The sequence below is a fragment of the Micromonospora sp. NPDC048843 genome, from assembly GCF_040649965.1.
Taxonomy (GTDB): Bacteria; Actinomycetota; Actinomycetes; order Mycobacteriales; family Micromonosporaceae; genus Micromonospora; species Micromonospora hortensis.
Genome location: NZ_JBEZGJ010000029.1, coordinates 33,507 through 53,502 on the forward strand (window position 1 = coordinate 33,507; position 19,996 = coordinate 53,502).

Annotated in this window: 15 protein-coding genes and 1 pseudogene; 5 read left to right on the forward strand and 11 right to left on the reverse strand. The window is 70.1% G+C overall.

The window, feature by feature from the left end:
- Positions 1-213: 213 nt before the first annotated feature.
- From AB0C20_RS10145 to AB0C20_RS10155, 3 genes are all read right to left on the reverse strand, one after another.
- Positions 214-696: a helix-turn-helix transcriptional regulator gene (locus AB0C20_RS10145; protein ID WP_357185707.1), complete on the reverse strand. Its 483-nt coding sequence runs from the start codon at positions 694-696 to the stop codon at positions 214-216.
- A 261-nt stretch (positions 697-957) separates the two neighbouring features.
- On the reverse strand, positions 958-2,250 hold the full coding sequence (locus AB0C20_RS10150; RefSeq protein WP_357185710.1) for a cytochrome P450: 1,293 nt from the start codon (positions 2,248-2,250) through the stop codon (positions 958-960).
- Between the two features lie 479 nt (positions 2,251-2,729).
- Positions 2,730-5,084: an AbfB domain-containing protein gene (locus AB0C20_RS10155; protein ID WP_357567744.1), complete on the reverse strand. Its 2,355-nt coding sequence runs from the start codon at positions 5,082-5,084 to the stop codon at positions 2,730-2,732.
- A 255-nt stretch (positions 5,085-5,339) separates the two neighbouring features.
- Here AB0C20_RS10155 and AB0C20_RS10160 point away from each other — a divergent pair, with 255 nt between their 5' ends.
- From AB0C20_RS10160 to pdxY, 3 genes are all read left to right on the forward strand, one after another.
- Complete coding sequence (locus tag AB0C20_RS10160; protein ID WP_357567745.1) at positions 5,340-6,356, forward strand: LacI family DNA-binding transcriptional regulator; 1,017 nt, start codon at positions 5,340-5,342, stop codon at positions 6,354-6,356.
- Positions 6,357-6,512: 156 nt separating this feature from the next.
- The gene (locus AB0C20_RS10165) at positions 6,513-7,307 is read left to right on the forward strand and encodes a serine protease (protein ID WP_238678438.1); all 795 of its coding nucleotides are present in this window, start codon (positions 6,513-6,515) and stop codon (positions 7,305-7,307) included.
- Positions 7,308-7,484: 177 nt separating this feature from the next.
- Entirely contained in the window at positions 7,485-8,336 is an 852-nt protein-coding gene (gene pdxY, locus AB0C20_RS10170; RefSeq protein ID WP_357185719.1) for a pyridoxal kinase PdxY, read from the forward strand.
- Positions 8,337-8,393: 57 nt separating this feature from the next.
- Here pdxY and AB0C20_RS10175 read toward each other — a convergent pair whose 3' ends face one another.
- From AB0C20_RS10175 to AB0C20_RS10200, 6 genes are all read right to left on the reverse strand, one after another.
- On the reverse strand, positions 8,394-8,726 hold the full coding sequence (locus tag AB0C20_RS10175; protein ID WP_357567746.1) for a putative quinol monooxygenase: 333 nt from the start codon (positions 8,724-8,726) through the stop codon (positions 8,394-8,396).
- Positions 8,727-8,735: 9 nt separating this feature from the next.
- Positions 8,736-11,984: an ATP-binding protein gene (locus AB0C20_RS10180; RefSeq protein WP_357185725.1), complete on the reverse strand. Its 3,249-nt coding sequence runs from the start codon at positions 11,982-11,984 to the stop codon at positions 8,736-8,738.
- Complete coding sequence (locus AB0C20_RS10185) at positions 11,981-12,718, reverse strand: hypothetical protein (protein WP_357185728.1); 738 nt, start codon at positions 12,716-12,718, stop codon at positions 11,981-11,983. The genes AB0C20_RS10180 and AB0C20_RS10185 overlap by 4 nt, the downstream gene beginning before the upstream one ends.
- Positions 12,715-13,818, reverse strand: coding sequence for a DUF559 domain-containing protein (locus tag AB0C20_RS10190; RefSeq protein ID WP_357185731.1), 1,104 nt, complete (start codon positions 13,816-13,818; stop codon positions 12,715-12,717). Before AB0C20_RS10190 ends, AB0C20_RS10185 begins: the two co-directional genes overlap by 4 nt.
- 68 nt (positions 13,819-13,886) lie before the next feature.
- Positions 13,887-15,305: a PQQ-binding-like beta-propeller repeat protein gene (locus AB0C20_RS10195; RefSeq protein WP_357185734.1), complete on the reverse strand. Its 1,419-nt coding sequence runs from the start codon at positions 15,303-15,305 to the stop codon at positions 13,887-13,889.
- Positions 15,306-15,483: 178 nt separating this feature from the next.
- Entirely contained in the window at positions 15,484-17,103 is a 1,620-nt protein-coding gene (locus tag AB0C20_RS10200) for a hypothetical protein (RefSeq protein WP_357567747.1), read from the reverse strand.
- 209 nt (positions 17,104-17,312) lie between these two features.
- On the opposite strand from AB0C20_RS10200, the gene AB0C20_RS10205 reads away from it, so the two are divergent.
- Entirely contained in the window at positions 17,313-18,446 is a 1,134-nt protein-coding gene (locus tag AB0C20_RS10205) for a tyrosine/phenylalanine carboxypeptidase domain-containing protein (protein ID WP_357185738.1), read from the forward strand.
- A 15-nt stretch (positions 18,447-18,461) separates the two neighbouring features.
- Here AB0C20_RS10205 and AB0C20_RS10210 read toward each other — a convergent pair whose 3' ends face one another.
- Positions 18,462-18,797: a hypothetical protein gene (locus AB0C20_RS10210; RefSeq protein ID WP_357185741.1), complete on the reverse strand. Its 336-nt coding sequence runs from the start codon at positions 18,795-18,797 to the stop codon at positions 18,462-18,464.
- A gap of 141 nt (positions 18,798-18,938) precedes the next feature.
- Positions 18,939-19,877 (reverse strand): acetamidase/formamidase family protein, encoded by a 939-nt coding sequence (locus AB0C20_RS10215; RefSeq protein WP_357185744.1) that lies wholly within the window; start codon positions 19,875-19,877, stop codon positions 18,939-18,941.
- 24 nt (positions 19,878-19,901) lie between these two features.
- Here AB0C20_RS10215 and AB0C20_RS10220 point away from each other — a divergent pair.
- Positions 19,902-19,996, forward strand: a pseudogene (locus AB0C20_RS10220) (enoyl-CoA hydratase/isomerase family protein); the annotation flags it as partial.

The following is a 19,996-nucleotide window of genomic DNA, read 5'->3' on the forward strand; positions in this document are numbered from 1 at the left end:
GGTCTGGCCGCGTGGGACCGGGTGCTCGACGCCAAGATTGACTCCCACGACTCGTCGATGACGGTCTATACGCACGTTGCCGAATGCAAGTCCCATTCGGCCGGAAGCCGCGCTCGTAGACCAGACCTGGCCGTGGTACAAACTGCCCGTACCAGCATCTGTACCCAACGTCAGCGGCCGGTGACGCCGCGAGGTCGGGGCGGATTCGTCGGGTCAGCGCTGGTTGTCGAGGGGTTCGGCCGACGGGTGCCGTCGCTCCGGTTCATCCGGTTCGGGTTGGCCGTTGAGCACCTGGCCGATCAGCTCCCGCAACTCGTCGATGGCGTCCACCACGGCGCCCGGGTCGCGCGCGTCACGCCGCCCACGCTGACGCGGCACCTGCCGATCCAGTCGAGGCGGCTCCGGCGCGCGAGGGCCTCGGCGACCGTCGGCCGCCAACTGCTCGGCCGCGACCTGCGGCCACAGTGCGGCCAGCCGGCCGCCGGTGTCGAGCACGTCATCGCAGCGCAGTGCGAACTCGTGGCTGCCGAACCGGCGACCTGACTCGACCGCCGCGACCGTCTCGCGGCTGAACCGCACCAGGTCCGCAAGGGCTCGTTGGGTCAGGCCCTGTTGGACGCGGCAGTCGCGCAACTCCCGTCGGAACCGCTGACTGGCCGCAGAGTGAGCCGAGCTCGACGGGGACGTGTGCTCCATGCGCTCACCTTCGTGGAACGGATATTCAGCAGCGGACGCCAGATCGAGATTGACCGATGAGCCGAACATTCACAGAGGGCAATTCTTAACCCAGGAAGCGATGGGTGTGAAGACGTTCACCGGTATGGATCGTCGGGAAAGGTGGGAAAGGTGCACCCTCGACCCGGTGCCGGCACCGACGTGCCCGGGTGCAACGGTCGACGCCGGCCCACCCCACCCTCGGCTCGTCCGCAGGTCAGCGCCGCTGGCGCCAGTGCCCGCTCAGGCGGCGTGCACTTCGGCTGTCGCGCCATCCCGTGCCGCCGGCACGTCCGCGGCTGCCGGACCGTCGATTATCGCGAGCAGTGTGCGGTGCGCGCGGAACGCGACATTGGGTTTGTACGTGCGATGTTGCTCCGGTGACAATCTCAACCCGGGAATGGCTTCGGTGAGCCGGCTGAGGGCGATTGCGGCTTCAAGTCGCGCCAATCCCGCACCGATGCAGAAATGTGGACCGTGGCCGAACGACAGGTGATTGCCCACATCGGCCCGGTGTGGGTCGAACCGGTCCGGGTCGTGGAACGCCGCCGGGTCCCGGTTCGCCGCTCCGATCAACAGCAGGCAACGCGCCCCGGCGGGGATCGTCACCGCACCCACCGTGACATCCCGGGTGGTCACCCGCAGCCAGCCGTCGATGGCGGGCGAGAACCGGAGCGTCTCGCCCACGAAGGCGGGGACGAGCCCCGGGTCCGCGGTGATCGCCGACCAGCGCTGGGGAGCGGACAGGGCCTGGTCGAGGGCGTGCGCGAGCAACCCGGCCGTGGTCTCGTGACCCGCGACCAGGAGATTGAAGGCGAGGCTCGCCACCTCGGGCACCGTCAGCACGCTGTCGTCGTCGTCCCGGTAGTCCAGGGCACGGCTGATGAAGTCCTCGCCCCGGTGTCCACTGTCCATCCGCTGGCGGACCAGGTCCTCGCAGTAGTGCCAGAACTCCAGCAGGCCCTGGGCCAGGCGTACCTGCTCGGCCGGGTCCGGCTGCCCCCAGATGAGGGCTATCTGCCCGTCCGCCCAACTCCGGATCCGCCCGATGTCGGCGTCGGGCACCCCGAGAATGTCCAGGACCACCAGCAGGGGAAGTTCGGTCGCGAACTCCGGGATCAGGTCGACCTGATCGCCCTGTCGGGCGGCGAGACGGGACACCAACTGGTCGACCCGGCGTCGGATGATCGCCCCGTACTCGGCCTCGACCCGCTCGGCGGTGTTCGCGAAGGTCGCCCGTAGGGCCCGCCGGGTACGTGGGTGCGCCGGTGGGTCCGCGGCCGCCGTCGTGGGTGGCGCGTCGATCTGCATGATGACGTTCAGCGCCGGTGGACACACCTCGTAGACCGGGGCGAGGGTGAGGGCGTTGGCGAATGTCGTGGCGTCAGCGAGGGCCCGCCGGACGTCCGCGTGCCTGCTGATCAACCACAGGCCCAGATCCTCGGCGTAGTGCACCCCGTCGGGATCATCGAGAATGCGCCGCCACATGCTTGCCGGATCGGTGAGATAAACACCGCTGAACGGATTCAACCGCATGGAAAGCCTCCTGATGCACGCGGCGCGAAACCGGCAGCGCCCCCATTTGGCGATCCACTCCAGCCGGGCCGATAATGGCGTGCATCTGCCTCTGGCTCTTTACGGTGCGCTGGCCGGCCGTACAAGTCAAGATTGGTTCTTGTCTATTTATTGGCCGGCATGATTGCGTGTTGCAACAGCGGAGCGAATCTGGCCATGTGCAAGTTGCGGCGAGGTCCTTGCCCTGAAGCCGGCCCTGCCGAACCGTGCAATCGACTCGCCGCTTTCGCTCATGACCGGGGAAACGACCTCCGGGACGACGAGTGACGCCGGAGTCCGGTCACCGACCGCGACGGAAGGCGTCGGCGCTGACGAGAGGACCGAGCCCCGGGCGGGCGGAGCCGACCCCGCGACACCGTCCACGCGTCGCGGGGGTTCCGGCCCACGCCGGAACCCCCGCGCCTACTTCTTCTCGGAACGGCCCGGTCAGGGCGCAGCGGTCAGGGCGTCCACGGGGCGGCGATGGTCCAGGTGCTGTCGGCGGTCCACGACGTCGGCGTGTTGTACGCATCGCCGCCAGCGCCGTTGCTGAGCCAGACCTCCGCGTTGTAGTGCCGCAGGTACCTACCTCGGAAGTTGTACGACTCCAGCGACACGCCGGTGCCGGTCAGCCCGGTACGGGCGCACCAGGTGGCGTCGGCGCGCAGCAGCGCGGAGCCGTCGTCCGGCGAGTTGCGGACCCGGGAGTTCTGGTGACGCAGGTACTGCCCAGGAAAGTTGACCGACTCGAACGAGTAGCAACCGGCACCGGCCAGACCGGGCCGGATGGTGTACGTGGCGTCGGCCTTGAGCAGGCTGGAACTCGCGGCGTCGACCACCTCCGTGTAGGCCAGGCTGTCCTGGTGGCGTAGGTAACGGTTGGTGAAGCCGGGCGTGGTCACCTGCAACGACCGGCGGGTGTTGGTCGGCAGGGCGACGGGTGTCGAACTGCCGATGGTCTTCGAGGCGTTGATCAGGGCGGTGTTGGCGGCGCGTACCCGCGCCTGGTCCATTTTGATCACATGTCGGTCGTAGGTGACGAAGCCGTTCAGCTCACCCTCCAGGTCGGTGATCTCGGTGTAGATCGAGGCGCTGAGCCCCTTGCCGAGCATCAGGTTCTGGGTGCCCTGCACCAGCCCCACGTACCGGTCGGTGAGGGCGCTCGAACTGGACTGCCACTCGTACGCGAAGAAGCTGCCGCTCGGGCTGTACTCGTGGCCCGGCGTGTGCAGCCCCAGGCCGCCGAACTCACCGAGCACCGCGATCCGGCTGCTCGACGGTACGGGGGAATCCGGGCCGAGGTAGACGTGCCAGTCGTCGATGTCGCCGTTGCCGGGGTTGCCGAGGGACTGGCAGCAGTTGTGGCCGCTGTGCGGGTTGACCAGACGTGTCGGGTCCTGGTTCTTGAGGTTCTGCGCGACCCGCCTGGTGTCGGCGAGGGACCGCTCGCCCCAGCCCTCGTTGTAGGGCGTGTACGCGATCACGGCCGGTGAGCTGCGGTGCTCGTCGACGATCTCGCGTGCCTCGGCCTCGAACTGCGCCTGCTGGGCGTCGGTGGGGTCGACGTTCTGGGCGGTCAGCGACGGGATGTCCTGCCAGACCAGCAGGCCGAGCCGGTCGGCGTGGTAGAACCAGCGTTGCGGCTCGACCTTGATGTGCTTGCGCACCATGTTGAAGCCCAGGTCCTTGTGCTTCTGCAGGTCGAAGGCGAGGGCGGCGTCGGTCGGTGCGGTGTAGAGCCCGTCCGGCCAGTAGCCCTGGTCGAGGGTGCCGACCTGGAACACGAACTGGCCGTTGAGCTTGGGGCGCAACACCCCGTTGACCAGGCCGGTGGTGATCTCCCGCATGCCGAAGTAGTGCGTTGTCCGGTCCACTGCGGCGCCGCCGGCGCCGCGCAGGCTCACGCGGAGGTTGTAGAGGAACGGGTCGTCGGGTGACCAGCGGCGGGCGTTGGGCACCGGCACGCTGAAGTCGGTGAAGCCGCCGGTGGCCGAGCCGACCGCCGTCGCGCCGTTCAACGCCTCGGCGAGCACACTGTGGCCACTCACGTCGCCCCGGGTGAAGACCCGGACCCGCAGTGTGTTGTTGCTCAGGTTCGGGTAGACGTCGACGCTGCTGATCGAGGCGGCGGGCACCGGCTCCATCCAGACCGTCTGCCAGATGCCGGAGCTGGGGGTGTAGAAGATCCCGCCAGGTGTCTTGGTCTGCTTGCCGATGGCGGGCAGGCTGCCGTTCTGCCGGGTGTCGGTGGGATCCCAGACCTTGACGACGATCTCGTTAGTCCCGGTGGTGAGCTGGGGCGTCACGTCGAAGGTGAAGGCGTCGTAGCCGCCGGTGTGCGCGCCGACCCGCACACCGTTGACCCAGACGGTGCTCTGCCAGTCGACGGCGCCGAAGTGCAGCAGGGTCCGCCGACCCGACCAGTTCGCCGGGACGGTGACGGTACGTCGGTAGAACAGGTAGTTGCGGTTGTCGTTGGCGGCCCGCTGGATGCCGGACAGGGCGCTCTCCACCGGGAAGGGCACGTTGACCCGCTCGGGCAGGTTGGTGCCGAACTGCGGGGCGTCGTCGGTCGTCGACTGGCGTAGCTGCCACTCGCCGTTGAGGTTCAGCCAGTCCGGCCGGGTCATCTGCGGGCGCGGGTACTCGGGCAGTGGTGTGCCGACCAGCGCCTGGCTGGTCCAGGGGGTGGTGAGCGGCGGTGTCTTGGCCGGTGCGGCGTACGCCGACGAGGCGGGCGCGGCGAGAACGCCGGCGACCAGGGCGATGGCGAGCAGCAGTGGGAGGGCGGGGCGGATGGGGACGTGACGTGTCATGCCGTCTCCGGGGGACGAGTCGCCGCGGGCGGTGCAGCCAGGCCCGAAGCGCGTGGGTGGTGGGCATCGGGTGGTCATTGACGGGGGACGGGCGTCAGCGACGGATGTCGGTGGGATCTCCACGCGCCAACGGTGGCCGGCATATTGACATCCATCATCACCTGTATAACGTTATAGAGCCGCGCCGACCCTCCCGTCAATGCTTGTTCATCAATGTCCGGTCGGCCCGCCGGTCGAATTCGCGAAAGGTCGGGGATGGGCGTCAACCTGAAGGACATCGCCCAGCGCGCCGGTGTCTCCCTGGCCACGGTCTCGAATGTGGTGAACGGGTACCGGCCGGTGGGGGAGCGGACCCGGCAGCGGGTGCAGCAGGCGATCGACGAACTCGGCTACAGCCCCAACCTCGGTGCCCGGCACCTCCGTCGGGGCCGTACCGGCCTGATCGCCCTGGCCGTCCCGGAACTGACCAACCCGTACTTCGCCGAACTCGCCGAGATCGCCATCTCCGAGGCCGCCGCGCTCGGATACACGCTCGTCATGGAGAACACCGCAGCGGACCGGGAGGCGGAGCTGGCACTCCTCGACGGCTCGCGGCAGCGCATCATCGACGGCCTGATCCTCAGCCCGGTGCGCATCGGCCGGGAGGAGGTGCTGGCTCGGACGGCCGACAGCCCACTCGTGCTGATCGGCGAGGGCGTCTACGACGTGCCACACGACCACATCGCCATCGACAACGTCGCCGCCAGCCACGCGGCGATCCGGCATCTCGTGGCCATCGGCCGCCGCCGGATAGCCTTCATCGGCGCCACCCCGGGCGGTGACCGGCAGTCGGCCCACCTGCGGGTCCGGGGATACCGGGAGGCCCTGGTGGCCGCCGGCCTGCCGTACCGACCACGGTTGGTCGCCGGCACCGACGCGTTCGGTCGGCTCGACGGCATGCGCGCCATGCGTGACCTGCTCGCCCTCGGTGACCCGCCGGACGCGGTGTTCGGCTACAACGACCTGGTCGCCATCGGCGCGCTGCGGGCGCTGGCCGAGGCCGGTCACCGGGTGCCCGAGGACGTCGCTGTGGTCGGGATCGACGACATCGAGGAGGGGCGGTTCACCGCGCCGACCCTCACCACGATCGCCCCGGACAAGAGGGAGATCGGCCGTCTCGCGGTGCGCCGCCTCGTCGCCCGCATCGAGGGCGCGGAGGTCGCGTGGCCGCTGACCGTGCAGACGCCGTTCCGGCTTCTCCGCCGGGAGAGCACCGGCACGGCGGACGCCTGACCATCGGTCGCCGACAAGCCCCGCGCCGCGTGATCCATACCGCCGGTGGTACGACCCAGAGAGGATGACCCGCGATATTCGTAATGCTCAATATGATGACCGCTATCTCGACTGCGGTGCGCTCACGAGGCGTGCCATCCTGATGCGGAGGAATGCATGGTTCGCTGGCGTACCCTCACTGGCCTGTTGGCCACCGCGTTGGCTGCGGTGACCGCGGCCAGCCTCACCCTCACCGCGCCGGCCGCCGCGGCCGACAGCCCCGTGACGCCGAACGTCGTCGGCGGCACCCGCGCCGCTCAGGGCGAGTTCCCGTTCATGGTCCGTCTCTCGATGGGCTGCGGCGGGGCGCTGTACAGCGCCCGGCTGGTGCTCACCGCGGCGCACTGCGTGGGCGCGACCGGCACCAACACCAGCATCACCGCCACGCTCGGAACTGTCGACCTCCAGTCGTCCAGCCGGATCACCGTCCGGTCCAACTACGTCTACCGCGCCCCCGGCTACAACGGCGCCGGCCGCGACTGGGCGCTGATCCGGCTGGCCAGTCCCGTCACCGGGCTGAGCACGCTGCCGATCGCGAGCACCACCGCGTACGACAGCGGCACCTTCACCGTGGCCGGTTGGGGCGCCGCACGCGAGGGCGGCGGCCAGCAGCGGTACCTGCTCAAGGCGACAGTGCCGTTCGTCAGCGACTCCACCTGCAACGCCAACTACGGCGGGGATCTCATCCCCGCCCAGGAGATCTGCGCCGGCTACGCCAGCGGCGGCACCGACACCTGCCAGGGTGACTCGGGCGGCCCGATGTTCCGCCGCGACGCCTCCAACGCCTGGATCCAGGTCGGCATCGTCAGCTGGGGAAACGGCTGCGCCCGGCCCAACTACCCGGGTGTCTACACCCAGGTGAGCTACTTCGCCTCGTCGATCGCCTCGGCCGCGGCGAGCCTCGGCGGCTGACCGTACGACGGGACGGCCAGTCAGCGTGTTGGTCGCCCTGCCACCGCTCGGGCGGCCCGGACGACACGGTCCGGGTCGCCCGTTCGTGCCGTCCCGTCGAGTGAGCGGCGAGTGGGCCACCCGACAGAAACGGCGGGCCGTCAGTGCGCCTCCGGCCGCAGCGGCGATGATGGGCCGGTGAAGATCCTGTCCATCCAGTCGTCGGTCGCCTACGGTCACGTCGGCAACTCGGCGGCGGCCTTTCCGCTGCAACGCCTCGGGCACGAGGTCTGGCCGGTAGTGACCGTGCACTTCTCCAACCACACCGGGTACGGCGCATGGCGGGGACCGATGCTCCCGGCGGCGGACGTGGCGGAGGTGATCGCGGGCATCGAGGATCGCGGGGTCCTTGGCAGCGCCGACGCGGTGCTCTCCGGCTACCAGGGTGACCCGGCCATGGGCGCGGTGATCCTGGACGCCGTAGCGACGGTGAAGGCGACAAACCCGGCCGCTGTGTACTGCTGCGACCCGGTGATGGGCGACGCCGGGCGAGGCATGTTCGTCCGGCCGGGGATTCCGGAATACCTACGGGACACCGTCGTTCCCCGTGCGGACATCATCACGCCGAACCACTTCGAGTTGGACTTCCTCGCCGGTCGCACAACGAATTCGCTGGCCGAGGTGCTCGACGCTGTCGACGTGGTGCGCGCGACAGGGCCACGGCACGTCCTGGTGACCAGCGTGCTCCACGGTGACCTGCCGGCGGACTCGCTGGAGGTGGTGGCGGTCTCCGACGAGGGCGCCTGGGCGGTGACCACGCCGCTGCTGCCGATCAACCCGAACGGTGGGGGCGACGTCACGGCGGCGCTGTACCTCGCCCACCTGTGGACGACTGGCTCACCCGCGACCGCGCTGGAGCGCACCATCGCCTCCGTCTACGCCGTGCTCGAGGCCACTCTCGCGGCGGGCACCCGGGAGATCCAGCTGATCGCGGCGCAGGACGTGATCGCCGACCCGCCGGCCCGATTCACCGCCCGCCAGCTGCGCTGACGGCGGGTCGCGGACCGGCTGCGCTGACGACGGTCGCGTACCGCGGGCCGGTGGCGGTCAGCGCCCCTCGGGCACGGCCATCTCGCCGAGCAGCGACCAGTCCTCCTGCGGCACCGTGGCGTTCACGATCCGCGGCGTCTGGGCCAGGTACGGCGGCAGGGTCTCCTGGGCCGTGCGGAAATGCGTTGACTGGACGTGGGCCCCGCCGGCCTGGTCGTCGCGGAACGCCTCGACCAGCACGTACTCGGTGGGATCGTCGATGCTGCGGGACCAGTCGAACCACAGGCAGCCCGGCTCCGCCCGGGTTGCCTCGGTGAAGTCGGCGGTGATCTGCGGCCACCGGTCGGCGTGCTCGGCCAGGACCCGGAACTTGGCGGTAATGAAGATCATGGCCCCAGGCTACCCAGCCGGTCTGGCGCGGGCGACGACCTCCTCAGGGGTCAGCGGCGCTTTCGGGTGGTGCGTCAGGCACAGCGGGGTACGGACCTTCACGAACGAGAACCCCTCTCCGGCCGCGTAGAACTCACCGCTGTTGAGCAGGCCGATGTCGGGCAGCCGCCCGCCCTTGGCCTCGGCGAGCTGCCGGGCCGCGTCGATCTGCGCCGGCGCGTTGAGCAGCCCGAAGAACTGCGTCGTCGCGTTGCCGGAGATCTGGTTGTGCAGGCCCTTGGGCGCCTGGGTGGCGAAGACCAGCCCGAGGCCGTACTTGCGGGCCTGTGAGGCCAGCGCGATCGAGCTGGCGGTGCAGGCAGTGGTGCCGGTCGACGGCGCGAGCGTCTGCGCCTCGTCCATCACGAACAGCCCGCCCAGCGGTCGGTCACCGGCGGGGTGCCGCTTGATCCAGGCGAAGAGCGCCATCTGCAACTGGTTGACGAAGCTCTGCCGCTCCTGATCGGAGGTGAGGCCGACGAAGCTGATCACCGACACCCGGGCCCGTCGCCCCGCCGACGGCGTCAGCAGCAGCCCCGGGTCGGCCGGTGCGCCGACCCCGCCGAAGAGCGGATCGGTGACCATCGCCGCCTTGAGCGCCTCGGCCAACTCCTCGGCGAGCTTCCCGGCGCGGGCCAGCCGGCTGACGCCCTCGGGCAGATCGCTGAGGAACTCGGTGAAGCCGGGCAGGCCCACCATCCCGCTGCGCGCGTACGCCTGAAGGGCCTCGGTGAGGACGGCCTTGCCCTGCTGGGCGAGCCGGCTGGAGCGGTCCACCCCCGCCCGTGGCGCGAGCGCCTCCACGGCGGAGCGGACGGCCTGGTCGAACTCGTCGGGCCAGTCCCGCAGGGAGGTGAAGTCGGGCAGCGGCTGGAAGCTCAGCGGCCGACCGGCGGTGACCCGGGGCGTCCACACCACCACCTCGGTGTGTGCGAGGTAGTCGGCGGCGCGTTCGGCGTCGCCGGGGCCCCAGCCGTCCGGCGGGTCGGGCCACGGGTCGCCGAGCCGGGCCAGGTCGTTGTTGGGGTCGAGCACGATCGCGGAGACCCCCTCGCGGGCGCACTCCTCGACCAGCCGGCGGATCAGCACGGTCTTGCCCGAGCCGGACCCGGCGAACACGACCGCGTGGCGGCGCAGCGACTCCAGGGGAACGGTGAACGGGTGACCGCCGTCGACGGTCCGCCCCAGCCCGACGGCCCGACCGCCTCCGCCGACCACGGGGTCGGCCTGGTCAGCGGGCACGGGCCCGGCCGCCGCACCGGTCGACACGTCGGCGGGGACGTCGGCGGCCGGCGCGTCCGTCGGGTCGGATTCGGGGCCACCCGACGGTGGCTCGTCGTCGTCGGGCGTCGGCGGCTGGGCACCGCCGCGCGTCCCGTCGGGCCCGGGCAGGACCGTGCGGAACAGCTCGGTGCCGCTGGCCGGACGGCGGGCCACCAGCCACTCCTGTAGGGCCGTGGACGGTTCGGCCGCCATCACCCGCAGCGCCGCGAAGACCCGCAGGTCCGCCTCCGGCACGGCACACCGCAGGCCGCCGGCCGCGTCGAAGCCGGTCAACACCTCGGTCGTACGCTTCCCGGTCGGCCACGGACCGTTGCGCAGCAGGATCAGCCGCCGCTGTGGCAGGTCCCGGTCCAACCCGGCGAGGGTGCAGGCGGCCTTCACCCGGGCGGTGACGGCGATGGCATTGGGGTGCGCGACGGCCCGGAAGCACCAGTGCGCCTCGTTCTCGGTGGCCTCGTCGAGCACCTCGATGAGCCGCCCGTGCAGCGCGGGCTTGCGCCCGGGCGGCGGATCGTACTTGTAGGTGGCCCCGGTCGGCGCCTGCTCGGCGATCCAGGCGGCCAGGCCGGCGGCGAGCAGCGGCGGCATGTGCTCGTCCTCGCCCGTCGGGTGGACGGCGGCCGACACGTCCGCGGCCTCGACCAGTTCGGCGAACCGCACGTCCAACTCGTGCAGGCGGCGCTCGTCGGTCGTCGGATCGGCGGCAGCGGCACGGGCGGCGCTGACCGGCGGCGTCGAGTCGGCGCCGTCGATGAGCCGGTCCAGCTCCACCACGTCGTCGCGATCACGGCACCAGGCGATGTGGCGGTCCACCCGGCGGAGCAGGGCGCGTGGCGTCAGGGTGGGCGCGTCGGCGAAGGCGGCGGGGGCGATCGGCCAGGTGGGGTGCGGTGGCCCGAAGAACATCCCCGCGAACGCGGCGGAGAGGCGCTTCGCCACGATCGCCTGCCCGATCTCCGGAGTGGGGATCCGGTCCGGCAGGGCGGCTGTACGGAAGCGGTCAGCGACCGGGGTGGGCGCGGTGCGGGTCAGCAGCACCCAGGTGTCCGGCAGGCACGAGACGACGACCAGCGTGCGGCGGGTGATGTCGCGGAGCTTGAGCAGGCCGTCGGCGATCGGGCCGAGCACCTTGGCCTGGCCGTCCTCCAGACCCTGATGCTGGTTGAGCAATGAGGTGCTGGTCTGGGCGAACAGCGTGTCGAGCTGGTCCACGGCGATGACGGTGGGATCCAGGGTCAGGGCCATCAGCCGGGAGATGTCCTGCACGACCTGCTGGGGGGTGCGGATCGCGGTGCTCAAACCCCACGCCGCCCGCGCGGCCGGGTCGCCCGGTTCGGAGATCAGGTGGGCGTAACCGACGTCCTGTGCCTCGAAATCGATGGCGCCGTGCAGGACGAGCGCCCGAGCGGTGTCCTGGGCGTCCCGCCCGACCTCCCGATCGCGCTCGCGCAGCGCCCAGATGAAGGTGTCGAGCTGCGCACGGGTCACCGGTCGGGCGCCGGCGACCGCGTCGCGGACCTCCACCGGCAGGCCGAGCTGGGGGGTGAGTCGACGCAGGAAGGTCTTCAACTGAGTGCCCCAGCCGACGTGGGGGCGGCCCATCCCCTCCACCAGGGCCAGGGCCACGCTCTCCCAGAACGTCTTGCCACTGACCATGTCGACAAGGAAGAAGTAGCCGCCGTCGCCCTGGATCCGTTCGCGGACCGCCCCGAGCAGGTGCGTCTTGCCGGCGCCCGCGCGGCCCTGCATGGCCACGCCGAGCGGCATGCTCGTGTCGTCGGTACGGGCCCGTGCCACCCCGCGCAGGATCTCCGCGGCCACCTTCTCGTGCAGCTCCGGCACGTTGTGCGGGCTGGGTCGCCAGACGTCGTCCGGGGTGACCGCCGGGTTGAGGCTGACCGCTTCCAGCGCGGCCCGCTGGTCGTCCGAGATCATGCCGGGCCGATCGCCAGGGCGTGGTTGTCCTCGTTCCCGATGCGCACGGCAGCGGCCCGGTCCCGTGTGGTCAGTGACTTGGTGTTCGCCACCGGGATGATGCGGACGTCCTCCCGGCCGACCATCGCCCGCAACGCCGCGTCGAGGGCGGCCCGGTCGGTGTCGGCGAGCCGGTCGCGGACGTCGGCGAGGCCGACCCAGGCGCCCGGCGCGGTGGCCAGATCCCGGTACGCCGAGCGAACCAGTGCCTCCACGTCCGCCGCGGACACCGATGCCGCCGATGCCGCCGATGCCGGCGGCGCCGTCGTCGCTGTCACAGTGGGTGCCGGTGCTTCGTGTCGCGGCTCGCCGGTCGCCGGGGCGGCCGTTGCCTCGGTCTGCTTGAAGAAATCGCCGTGGCTGACCCGGAGCCGGTCCAGCGAACGGTGCAGGTTGGACAGGACGACGAACAGGGACCGGGTCGTCGAGCCACCCTGCTTCGGCGGCGCGGCGGTGTGCAGCTGACGCGCCACCCGCCAACCCTCCTCGGTCAGCTCGTGGGCGAAGGGCCGGTGCGTCCGATCGGTGTCCACCAGGCCCAGGTCGACGAGCTTCGTGTTGTCCTTGCCGGTCAGCGTGAAACCGGCGAGCTCTTTCAGCTCGACGTTGGTGAGTCGGCGTGCCTCGACCATCAGCACCACGAGGGCGTTGATCTGGTTCGGCGTCAGGCGCGGGACGTCCGCCGGGCTCGTCATGATGTCTCATCTCCGTGGGGGTGCGTGCCGCCCGCGCGTCGCCGGGCCAGCAGCCGACGGATCCCGTCGACCACCGCCGGCGCGTCGGTGAGCACCTGCTCGTTGGTGAAGCGGAGCACGTCCAGCCCGAGGAGTTGCAGCTGTACGTCTCTCCGCCGATCGTTGGCGAAAGCGATTCGCCCACGATGCTCCGGGCCGTCCACCTCGACCGCAAGACCCTCCGTGGGCCAAAACAAATCCAGACGGTACGCCGCGGCCAGGACGTGCCACTCGTAGGTCTGGTTCCACCGCCGGCCCCGCGCCCAGTCGTGCGGCGCGAGCGCGCGTTCCAACGCCTGTTCGGCGGCGCTGTCACAGCGGGGCACGCCCGCGATCGGCGGCCAGGCCAGCACCGTCGGCTCCGGCTCGGCGGCGAGGGCCGGAATCCGTTCGGTCATGCTGGCCAGCTCGGCGAATCGACCCGGCACCGGCAGTGACACCGAGCGCACCCGGTCGGCGTGGCGCAGCGGGCCGCCGGCCAACCACACGGTGAAGCCGCCGTACCGCACGAGCCACTCGGCGGCGGCCACCAGCGTCCGCTCGGCTTCGGCGTCCAGGTCGGGCAGGGCCACGACGAGTACGCAGTTCTCCCGGTCGTAGGCGTCGGCGATCACCCGGGCGAGCCCGGCGGCGCGTACTCCAGGAGCGAAGCGGGACCGGCCGCCGGGGCGGTGCGGGTCGCGCAGCCCTCGCTCGGCGAGGTCGGCCAGGAACGGACCGAAGTGCCGGGAGCGGGCGGCGGTACGGGCCGCGAGTGCCCGCACCGCCGCCACGCCGAGCGTGCCCTGGCTGTCGAACTGGTCGGCCCCCGTCAGCCAGCGGGGGAACATCGCGAGGGCAGCGGTGTCCAGTTGGTCGAGCACTGTGTCCACGAGGTCACCGAGAGGACGCGTCACGGTGGGCCGGTAGTGCACGATCGCTGGTGCTGCCGGTGGCAGCGGGTCGAGTGCCACCCGTAGCAGCTCCGGGTCGATGCCCGGCAGGTGACTGACTCGCAGTGCCGGCGGGGCAGCCCACCAGGCCCTGCTGGCGTCGCCGTTGGCCCGGACGGGGTGCGCCATGGCGGCACCCTACGACACGGACGGGCGCGACCGGGGACCCCTTGGTAGGGGGGCGGAGCGCTCGCCGCTCAGCGCAGCCGGCGGATGTCGCCGTACGCGCGGTAGTAACCGCCGCGGCTGGACTCGCGCACCTCGGTCACCAGGTAGCGGGCGCCCGGCTCGCGGATCCCCTTGGGGAACTGCACCGACCAGTCGCGCCGGTAACCGCCGGAGAGCACCTGAACCCGCAGCCGCCCCCGATCGTCCAGGCACTGCACGACCACGCCCGCGCCCGAGTCGCTGGTCACCTCGACGATCGTCGGCTGCACCGGCTGGGGTGCCTGGCGGGGGGCCTTGATGTCGCGTACCTGAGGGACGTTCCCGGCCTGCGCCGCGCGGATCGCCGGCTCGCTCGCGTCGATGCAGGCCAGGTGGCCGCCGGTGGTGACGACGTAGAGCCGGTCGTCGTGGTACTGCATCGAGTACGCCGAGCCGCAGCCGGTGCCGAGCTTCCACAGCCGGGTGCCCGCCGCGTCGAAGCAGTAGATCGAGGACTGGCTGTCACCGGCGAAGACGTACTCGCCGCCCTCGGCGGTGGCACAGGAGAAGACCGGGGCGTCGCACAGGTAGGTGCGTTCGTGGCGACCCTCCTTGGACAGCCGGACCACCTCGCGGTTGCTGGTGCCGGCGAACACACTGCCGTGCTCCTGCCAGCCGAAGAGCACTGAACCGGTAGTGGTGTGCCACAGTTCGCTGCCGGTCCGCCACTCGTAGCCGGTCACCCCCCGCGAGTGGCCGTGGTAGATGGCGTCGTCGTCGCACCGCACCATCCAGGCCGAACGCCCCCGCCCGGGGCGACGCCACAGGAACTCGTCCTCGTGGTCGACGGCGGTGATCCCGCCGTCGGCGTCGGAGACACCGAGGACGCCGTCGTGGATGTCCAGCCAGTAGATGTCGATCTCCGGGGCGATCGCGTACGCCACGCGGGGCACCTTGCCGGACAGGTCGTAGACGTTGCCGTCGTCGCAGCCGGCGTAGATCCAGGCGTCGTCGGCGACTATGCACTTCACCCCGTCGGGCAGGCGGACCTGGCTGCGCACCTGAGCGTCGTGGTCGAGCGTGGTGATGACCCCGTGCTCGTTGCCGACCATGCAGTGCTGCCCGTCGACGAAGATGCCGAAGGCGGGGGCGCCGGAGTCGTAGCGCCAGAGCACCGGGGCAGTGTGGGCGGTGGAGCGGGTGCTCACGATCTGCCGCCGCGACACGGTGCGCTTCTGGCGGACGCCGGGGACCGCCGGCGCGTAGCCCTTGCGGACCTTCTCCCCGATCTTCTTCGCCGCGGCGGCGCGGGCCCGGACGTTGTCCGGATAGGCGCTGGCCTTCACCTGCCCCTGGTCGCCGATCCGGCCGTAGCGCACCGTCAGCGTGGCGTTGTCGACGATGACCTCGTAGAACTTGTGCGCACCGTCCACTTCGGACAGTTCGAGGTAGGTCGTCTCCTGGGACATGGGGGGCCTCCGAGGGTCAGCGAGCGGCGCGATCCGGCCGGCGCGGCGACAGTGACCACACGCTATCGGTGCCCCCCGACAGAATCGGCTGCCGCTGACGGCTGGACCCGGTGTGACGCGTCGGTCCGGTCCGCGACCCCTGCCGTGCCCGTCAACGGCGGGCCCAGCCCGCCCCGGGTCAGCCCTGGCGTAGGACGCGCGCGATGGCGGTCGCGACGGCTGTGGTCAATACCCATCCCGACAGGATCAGGCCCCAGGCCACCCATCGGGCGCCGCTGTCGAAGCGCCAGGTCGAGTCCTGCCCGAGGCTCACCACCGGAATCAGGAGGTCCACCGAGTAGACGAGTGAGTGGAACTGCGGCGGCTTCTCCACGGCGGCGATGGCGCTGTCACCGATCGGCGTGAAGATGGACCACCCCAGAGCCGTCAGCCCGATCAGCCAGATCGAAGCGAGCCATGTGCGATAGCCGTAGCCCACGGTGGCCCACAGGATCCCCGACCATATCCTTGAGATCCCTCTGATCTCCTTCGCGCGGGCGTGTTGCTTCCGGTAACCGACGACGCGTGCCTCGTGCTCCTGGCCGGCTTGCCGGTACGCCGCGATCAGTTGTTCGTACGGCTGCGGGCGGTAACTGGTGTCGCCCCTGGTGAGCCACCTGATCCTCTCGTGGACGGTGACCGGTTGGGGCGAGCTCAACCGGTCGTACGCGAAGCCGTCGAGCACGATGACCGCGGGCCAGGTGCTCGGGTTGTCCGTCACCACCCGGGCAGACACGTTCGTCATGTCGAGCGTCGCCGGGGGTTGTGCGAAGTCGAGGTCGACCATCCCGGCAGACGTCCCGGACAGGTCGACAAGGCTCGGGTCTGCCGCTGAGTCAGCCGCACCGGGAGCGAACGTCGCCGTGTCGAACGAGACCGTCCCCTCGACGCTGGCGTAACACAGACCGATCGCCCCGTCCGAACGAAACGCCTGGTCACACCTGATGTCCCTGGTCACCTTGAGCCCGTACGCCTGCAGGCTGGTGGGGCGGCCCTTCAGCCGCTTGCGCGTCGACCCCCGATGCGGTCGGGTCAGTGCGACGCCACTCAACAGGATGGACCCACCGACCTTTGCGTTGTCGAGAATGATCCGTCCCTCGACGGTGGCGGCCTGTCGTGTGGCGTCCGCGTCAAACCAGAGCCCCTCATCAATTTCCGTACGCTCGGCCTGCAGACACACATTGTCTGGATTGTGCAGCTCCGCACCGCGAAAGATGGCGGCCCCGCCGATCTGGGCGCCGATCATGCGAATCTGACCGGTGACGACCGTCTTGGCGAAGGACACGTTACTTCCGACGGCCATCTGGCTCGCGCGGACCGCGTGTGAGGAGCTACGGAGATCGCACTCTCGGAAGTGGAGCACGCCGTCGATCTGGGCGTAGCGCAGATCGATGGTCTCGGTGCTGATGACCCGAAGCATGCTGACCGAGCCTCGGACCCTCATGCCGGTGGCGTCGAGCCCGGGGATCGTCGATTCAGTGAGGGACAGGCTCAGCAGGTTGGCATCGCAGAGCCGGGGAGCCTGGTCGAAATCGCACCCGTCGAAAGTCAGTGGATAGCCGATGTCGCGGCCGGTCAGGACCAACTCACCGACGATGGACGCTCCGATGAGGTGGATCGTACGGATCTCGCCGGCCAATCCCTTGACCTGACCGGTGACGAGCCGCTCCAGAAAATCCGCGCGGACCCTTTTATCGGCGATCGACCTCGCGTCGGCGGGCGTTCGGCTCGTGCAGACGGCCAGTATCAGCCGCTCCATTGGAAAAACGTCGGCGTCCGGTCCGTCACTTGTGGAACGTGGCTGTGGCACATCCATTCCCAGCATTCTTGTGACGGCGACATGAGACGGCAATGACCCATCAATGTCTCAACCGTGGCTGATCGTCCGGTTGCTGTCGCCGAACGTCCGTCCGGCTCGACTCTGTGAGAGCATCTCATGCAGCCGTCATGCCGCGAAGGGATCAGACAATGGGCGTCGACCTGGATGCTGTCAACCACGCCACCCGGGTGGTGCTCGACGCCGTTCACCCTGTTCGCTACGCCCACTACATCACGCCCACCAACCTGACGCGGGTGCGCATGGAGTTTCTGGACGCGCACAACGCCGGCCGTGCCATGGACCCACGATTCGAATACCCGCCGATTCCCGGCGAGCTCGCGGCCGCGCTCGACGCGGCGCGGGCCGCGTCGACGGGGGCGGGGCCGTGGCGAGAGGCCCTTGACCGAGAGCTGGCATACGCGCGGGCAGGGCTCGCGGCACTGCATTCTCGTGACCCGGAGGCGATGACGAGCTACTCGCGGAGCCAGTTCGGCGAGGTTGCCACCGCTGCGGTGGCGGGCGCGCACCGGCGCCTGGGAGAGCAGGCGCCGACCGCTGACACCGAGGCGACGTGGAGCTCCGATCGGGTGGCAGCCGCCATGGGTCGGGTCCTGGCCGAGCTGGGCCTGGACGAGTGGACCATCGATCACAGTGACCGCATGGCAGCGCGGATGAGTGTGGTCGGCCGGCGGCGTCAGGTGCGAGTCAAGCGTGGCGTCACTTTCACCGGCGCGACGGTACGGCGACTGATCGTGCACGAGGTCGGTACCCACGTGCTGCGCACGGCCAACGGGATGCGGCAGCCACTGCATCTGCTGGCGCACGGAATCCCCGGCTACCTGGGGACCGAGGAGGGTCTCGCGGTCTGGCACGAGCAGCAGGCGGGGATGATCGATCCCGATGTCATGCGACGGTACGCGCTACGGGTAATTGCCTGCGATACGGCGCTGCGGGCAGGCTTTCGAGCCGTTTTCGACGCTGTCCTTCCGCATACCACTGCCGACGAGGCCTTCGACCTCGCGCTCCGTGTGAAGCGGGGCCTGCTCGATACGTCCGCGCCTGGCGGCTACATCAAGGACCACATCTACCTTGGCGGCTTCATCGAGGTCACGAACCATCTGGACCGCCATCCAGGTGATCACGACCTGTTGATGGCCTGCAAGTGGCCACTGTCGGAGGTGCCACTGTTGCGGACACTTTTCGACGAGAGGTCCTCGATGCCGCCGCACCATCGAGTCGATGAGGTGGTCGACCTGACCCGGACGGTTGTCGCCGAGGGTTGAGGTGTTGGGCGGCCGTTACTCTGTTTTGAGGACCTCCCACTTGTGGTAGAAGGCGGAAATCATCTCGGACAGCTCCCGAGCGCTCTGCGTCTCGGGACTTTCCGGCCCCCGGAGGAATTTCAGCGACACAGAATAGATGTTCCACTGCATCAGTGGCTCGACGAGCGCCGTGTAGAGATTGCCAGTAGCTCCGATGAGGACGAAGAAGCTGACGACGGCGTTGAGGGTCTCGACGATTTCCGGCCCGGCCGTTGCGGGGTCGATCTGTCCGGCATCCACCTGCTGCTGAAGGAATCCCACCCGCTCCAGCGCGGCCCCGGCATCATCCTTTGACTCGATCGTGACCGGCACTGTGCCTCCTGTTGGTTGTGGAAAACCGGAGTCAGATTAGAGGCCACAACGTGAGAGCGGTCCACATTGACCGTTAGCCGACACGCTCGCCTTTGGCGGTGGAACTGGCCCGCCCCGGTGGCTTCGGCGTCGCGATTCTGGTCACTGACCTGGCCAGCGCAGCGCGTCGTCGCGGAGCACCGCGTGCGCGCCGACGCTCTGGTTGACGATCTGCGTCACCCGCACGTCGACAGCGATGCTGGCCAGCGCCACCGCGTCCGCGCGGCTGAGGCCGTGCAGCCGCTGCATGAGGGTCAGCATCGAGTCCAGGGCGGTGAACGTGGCGTCGTCGAGGGAGGCGCCGACACCCAGGGTCAGCCATGCGTCGGGGGTACGGGCCACCGGGCCGGTGACCGGAAAGTCGTCGCGTACGTCGAAGGTCAACGTCACCTCGTCCATCGGGCACTCGATCGCGGTGCCGCCGACCTCGCCGTCACCCTGTGCGGCGTGCCCGTCCCCGACGGAGAACAGCGCGCCGTCCACCGGGATCGGCAGCAGGAGGGTGCTGCCGGCGGTGAGGTCCCGGCAGTCCAGATTGCCGCCCCAGGGGCGCGGTGGGATCGTCGAGTGAAGCCCCGGCTCCGCGGGTGGCATGCCGAGCACTCCCATGAAGGGCCGCAGCGCGATCGTGTGGCCGTGCTGGTTGCGGCCGGTCATCGTCACCGGGTCCAGCGCCCAGGCGTGCACCACCTGTTGGTCCTGTACGCCGTAGCGCTGGTTGAACCCACTCGGCCAGCCGCCGGCCACAGTGGTTCCCCAACGGCCCGGGACGACCGCGTCGATGCGTACCGCGAGGGTCTGGTCAGCGCGCGCACCGCGGACCGCGACCGGACCGATCAACGCATGCCCGTGGTCGGGCCGGTGCTGCGCGACCCGGGGCCGGTCCCGGTTCGGCCCGCCGGGGTACGGGCCGGCCGACCACCAGCAGTCCAGGGTGCGATAGGTGACGGTGTCGCCGGGGTCGATGGTGAGTACCGGCGGGAAGTCGGGGGAGAAGTGGCCGTGCAGGCTGTCGTCCCCGGGGGTGAGGGTGTGTCGCATCAGTGCAGGCTAGTGGCCAGGTGCGGCGCCGACATCGGCCAGCTCCGCGAACGGGGCCGTACGGACGCCCTCGCCGCGATCAACTCGGCTGCCTTCGCCCGCATCCGGGCGCTGCCGAT